The sequence below is a fragment of the Algoriphagus sp. genome, assembly GCF_013373065.1.
GTDB lineage: Bacteria > Bacteroidota > Bacteroidia > Cytophagales > Cyclobacteriaceae > Algoriphagus.
Window position 1 is genome coordinate 1 of record NZ_JABXIN010000029.1, and the last position, 6013, is coordinate 6013.

The 6013-nt window shown below is 40.0% G+C and carries 1 protein-coding gene; it reads left to right on the plus strand.

All coding sequences use genetic code 11. From position 1 onward, the window contains the following. On the plus strand, positions 1–6013 hold a 6013-nt coding region (locus HWE15_RS15145; protein WP_290508386.1), incomplete at both ends, for a CARDB domain-containing protein.

Consider the following 6013-nt stretch of genomic DNA (forward strand, 5'->3'; position numbering starts at 1 on the left):
ATTCTTGAATTCGTGGGGTTTAGAGGGAATGGACTACAATGATTTTTATACCACGGGGACGTACCTGGCCCGTTGGGGAAACTCCGATGCTGCCGATTTGGCTGCTTGGCAGTCGCTGTCTTCGAAAGATGCGAATTCGCTAAATGAAGATCCTTTATTTATTTCGGATACAGACCTAACTCCACAAAACCCAGTTTTAACTGAAGCTGGAACAGATTTAACTGATTTTGTCTCCACAGATATTGATGGCAATCCACGAACTGTTCCTTTAAGTATAGGCGCGGTAGAATTTGCGCAAGCAGGCGATCCTTTAATTGGTGAATACACCATTGACCCAAATGGATCTGGAGAACGGAATTTTGTTTCCTTTGCAACTGCCTCTGAAGCCTTGCGAGTAAATGGAATTGCAGGTCAGGTAGACTTTTTGGTTGCGGATGGTATCTATGAGGAGCAATTAAATTTTGGAGCAGTTCCAGGCGCTTCTCCTACAGCAATGGTTAATTTCCGTGCTGCCAGTGGAAACGCTGAAAGTGTAGAAGTGATCCATACGGATACGTATACCCTGAAGCTAAATAATGCAGAGCATTACAAATTCTCTGATTTGACTTTCAAGACACTGGGAGTTGCTCAGATAATCCAAATTCGAAATCGGGCAGTCAATCTTCAATTTGAAAACTTGATTATTGAAAGTCCGGTAACGAATCAAGAATCTGATTCAAGAAGTGCTATTCATGTTGCAGGAACCTTCGCTGAGAATATTTTGATCATTGGAAATCAAATTTCAGGAGGTTCCCATGGGGTTTACATCAAAGGATCAAGTTCTTCCTCAAGAGTTGCTCAGGTATCTGTTGCTAATAATGAATTGAATGATTTTTATTTCAGAGGAATCTATTTGGAGTTAACGGAAGCACCGACGGTTACAGGAAACACAATCGCTACTACTTCTACTGCAGATCAAATTGCAATTTATATAAACAATGCAACGGGTGGGTCCTTGGTGAATAATAACCGTGTTAGCAGCCAGGCAGGGAATGCACTTCGCATCATCAATGCCTCGGGTAGTGCTACAACACCAAATTTGGTTTATAATAATTTCTTCCAGGGTCAAGGAAGTAATCGAGTGGTTTACTTTTCCAACACGGATTATCTTCAGTTTTTACACAATTCTGTTTGGAACCAAGGAAGCGGAGCCGCTTTGGAATATTTTTCCAATGGATCTAATAATCAGCTGGTCAATAATATATTCCAGGGAACCAGTGGCTATGCACTTCAAATTGGTGCACCTGCAGCATTCGTTAACATTGATTACAATAATCTCTATACCTCTGGAAGTTTACTCGGACGATGGGGGAATTCTGATGCCTCTGATTTAGATGCATGGAAAGCACTTTCCGGTACGGACTTGAATTCCCTGACCGTGGATGCTCAATTTGTTTCTTCTTTGGATCTCACTCCACAAGAAGATGCTTTGGCTGTTAATGGTGCGGATTTAACGGCTATTGTTTCGGAGGATATTAATGGGGTTCCTCGATTGGTTCCTGTGAGTATTGGTGCCGTGCAGTTCTTCTCCGATAATGGAAGGGATTTGGAGATCACTGAAATCATTTCTCCTGCCTCTAATTGTTTCTTGAGCGATCAGGAACAGATTCAGGTTCGTATTTCCAATGTTGGAACCTCCTTTATCGGAAATATCACCCTGACTTATCAAGTGCTTGGAGGAGCTTTGGTGGAAGAAGTATTACCTGCTTCTGTTGTTTTGGCTCCGGGTCAAAGTTATACCTATACCTTTGAACAAGCAGTGGACTTAAGTCAAAAAGGGGATTATACGATTGTGGTAGGTGTTTTGGAAGCTGATGAAAATCTTACGAATAATGAACTTTCAAAAACCATTAGCCACTTCCCCGAACCAAACGTTAGCCTAACTGGCAATACCATAATTTGTAAAGGAGAGTCGACGACCTTAATAGCTGATGGAGGAGTCAGTTATTTATGGAAAGATGATGGAAGCAGAGTAGTAGCCAGAGGAGTTCAGCCTATGGAAACCACTACTTATACGGTTTTGATTACGGATGAGAATGGGTGTACGGTTGAGAAGTCAATTACCGTTACAGTAAATCCACTTCCACAAATTGATTATGTAGGAGATGAAGGATTTGAAACTTCTTATGTGTCACCAACGGTTGGTGTTAATTCCACTGAGTTCGTATTCCGATTTAACTACACCGAATCTTCCGGGCTTTTACCTGCTGCCGGTTTCCCTAAATTGACTTTAAAAAGTTTTATAGAAACTCGGGAAATTGTAATGGTTGAAGAGGATCCAAGTGATTTGGATGTGACTGATGGGAAAATCTATCGGGCTTTAGTTACAAACTTAGCCGAGGATGCTGATTGGGAATCTCAAATCGCAGTTCGTACTTCAGAAGGGTGCGAAACAAACTCAGGTTGGGATGCTACCCCTCTGGTGACTAGCGATTTATTAGATGTTGGGATTTTTGCTGGTGATATCCTATTTAGCAATGATGAACCTGGAGTTGGAGAGGAGTTTACGATTACGGGAATTGTTAGGAATACCTCTGATTTTCCAGCAGAAAACTTTGTAGTCTCTGTATATGATGATGAGCAATTTATTGCTTCTAAAACCGTAGAATTCGTTGATCCACAGGACACAGTTTGGGTTCAATTCCAATACGCTTTTTCAGTATCAGGGTATCATGAAGTCAAAGTAGTTTTGGATGAAACCAATGTGTTGGATGAGAAAAATGAGCTAAACAATTTTGCCATCCGATTTTATGCATTACCAGAAGGGATTAATGTGACTTCATCTGTTAATCCTCCTACCATATTTCCAAATCAAAGTTTCACTGTATCTGGTGTAGCAAGTTATTTTGGGCTAGACCTTGCTATTACTCCGAAGGTTTCGGGAGCTACTGTAAGACTTACCATGAGTAATGGACAAGAAAGACAAACGGTAACAAATTCTGCCGGAGGATTTTATTCTACTTTCACAGGTCCTTTTGAAATTGGAACTTACACCATTACCGGCGAGGTGGATGAAGGTAGGTTTGTTCAATCTTTTGGTCCATTGACCATTCAAGTGATAGAAGACAATTCTGAGGAAGCTGTAAAACTTCCTGACCTTGAAACTCAATTCTCCTTATTTCCAAAAGAAGGAAGAGATTATTATTTGCGAGGTGAAACGATAGAGGGTATAGCTCGGGTAACCAATAGGGGGGAAGCACCAGCTGAAAACTTTGTGTTCAGGTATTCCTCTTGTCAAGGAGTAATTGGAGAGGTATTTATTTCACTTTTGCAACCGGGAGAATTTATTGAATATCCTTTTGTAACTTCAATCTCTGACCCTAATCAAGTAAATAGTTGTTCCGGATATCAAGATTATTGTTATTTCTCAGCAACAGCAGATTATTTAGAACAAGTGTCTGAGAATTCTGAATCCAATAATACGGTTCGAATTGCCAAAAAGCTATTTGCAGAAAAGCCTGATATAGTTCCTGCAAAATCCTCTCTTTCTACATTCAATCTAGAAGATCCCTACACCTTAAGGGTTTATGCAAAAAATCTTGGTGGAGTAGTTAATGGTGAACCATTTACTATGAAAGTATATATCGATGGTGTAGAAGTCGATTCAAGGCTTATAACTGAAAACATTGATAACTGCGGCCGTTCACAGCTCTATTCTTTGAGTTGGTTGTTTACAACGACGGACGATAAAGTAATTCGAATTGAGGCCGATACACCGATTGGGTCTGGCGTTATTGATGAGTTTGATGAAACCAATAATGTTTTGGAGTTTACGATAAGATACTCCCCAAAGAAGCCCGATCTAGATACTTATTATCAACGATTTGAAATTGAGCCAGGCCATCCAAATCTTGGAGAGACATTTAAAATCAAGCGTCTTTATCGAAATATTGGACGAACTGCAACTGTTGCTCCATTTACAAATTCATTTATAATTAACGAAAATGGGGTAGAACGTGTGATTAGTAATCGCATAGAAGATTCGATTGAACCAGGAGATTCCAGAGCTGATAGTATTTATACCACCTTAACAACTTATGGTAATAATCGACTTGATTATCAACTGGATGCTAATTCTGAAATTTCTGAGTCTAATGAGTCGAATAATACGGGTTTTGGTTTCCTATGTGTTGATTTTTCATTGTCATTGGGTACATTTTCCAATTACAATGCTTGGCGGGGTAATTACCAAATTTATACGGAGCAGTTTTTAACGGCTTACATCCAAAATACGGGGCTTTTTGATTCAGAAGATGTATCAGTGAAATTCTATTTGGACGATGAAGAGATTGCCAGTACAGTTGTTCCTAATATTCTTGGCGGTTCTGGATCATTTGTCCAGATACCATACGTATTTGTTGAAGCAGGTACTTTCACTTTAAAAGTAGTGGTAGATGAAGAAGGGAAATACACTGAGTGTCAGGAGGACAATAATGAATTTAGTAAGCAGATTACGATTCTTACTCCAGGTCCAGATCTTTCGGTTGAGCCTCAATTTATATCTCCCACTAAACTAAATCCAGATCTTGGTGAACCTGTTAATTTCTTTGTTTCCTATGAAAATTTGGGAGTGGTTCCTTCTGGTCCGTTTAAAGTAAGGTTATTGGTTGATGGTCAGCAAATAGGAGAGGACGCACAAGTCAGTGGGGTAGCAGCAGGTGAAGATGGAACGGTGGCTATTTTGGATACTTATTCTTCAACAATTGGTGGTCTCAAAACGCTGGAAGCCATCATTGATGTTTTGGAAGAGCAACCCGATAGAAACCGGGATAATAATACAGCGCTCCGAAGCATATTTGTGGGTGATGCGCCAAATCTTCGATTTGCTGATTTAATTTTCAGTAATGATTGTCCTCAAAATGGAGATGAGGTATTACTCACAGCAAGCATTTTCAATGAAGGAGATGTAGGAACAGAAGCGACCCTGAAGTTTTACTACAAATCCGGGGAAAGTCTTGATGAAATTTCTCATGATTTAATAACTGTCGGACCTCAAGAAACGGTAGAGGTGACTGTTCCGATTACGCTTTTAAGTAACACGTTTAATATTTATGCAGAGTTGTCAGGAGCGGATCCAATTGAATATGATATCCTTGACAACAGTATCGAAAAAGAATTCTGTACAAATGTTGTAGCCGAATACACTTTGACAACCAGTGTAGTTGGTGAAGGAATAATTGTTCGAGATCCTAATCAAAATCAATTTTTGGATGGAAATTCCGTTTCTCTGACACCGATTCCTGCAGAGGGATGGAGTTTTGTACAGTGGTCAGGTGATGCTACTGGATCTGATAATCCACTTCAGCTTATTATGGATGCAGATAAGCAGGTGGTTGCTGAATTTGTGGAGAACTTTAGAATAAGGTTAGGCGTAACCAATGAGTCCTGTTTTGGAGCAGGAGATGGAAAACTTCGGGTTAATATATTTGCCGGATTGGCTCCATACACCATTGAATGGTATAAGAATGGTCAGCTATTGCCTGATACTGGAATTTTACTAGAAAATCTGTCAGCTGGATCCTATGAAGTTCGGGTTACTGATTCCAATTCGGAAACCTTAACCGAACAGGTTGAATTGATTGTAGGGGATTTCCAATATCCTGTAATTGATATTCCAACTGAAATCACTCTATTCTTGGATCAAAGTGGCTCTGCGTTATTGACTGTCGAAACGTTAAATGATGCTTCATTCGACAATTGTGGCATCAGCTCCAAATATTTCAATGAAGGAGTAACATCGATTCCATATGGATGTGGAGATGTTGGTCAAGCTATTTCTGTTGATTTTAAAGTCGTTGATACAAATGGAAACATCTCTGTAAAATCCTTTAATGTACTAGTGTCGGATGAGGTGAAGCCGTTGATCACGAATGTCCCAACCAACATCGAGTTGAATAACGATGCTAATACCTGTGGCGCGGTGGTAAGCTGGACAGCACCGGATGCTTCGGACAACTGTGGCATTGAAAGCTTC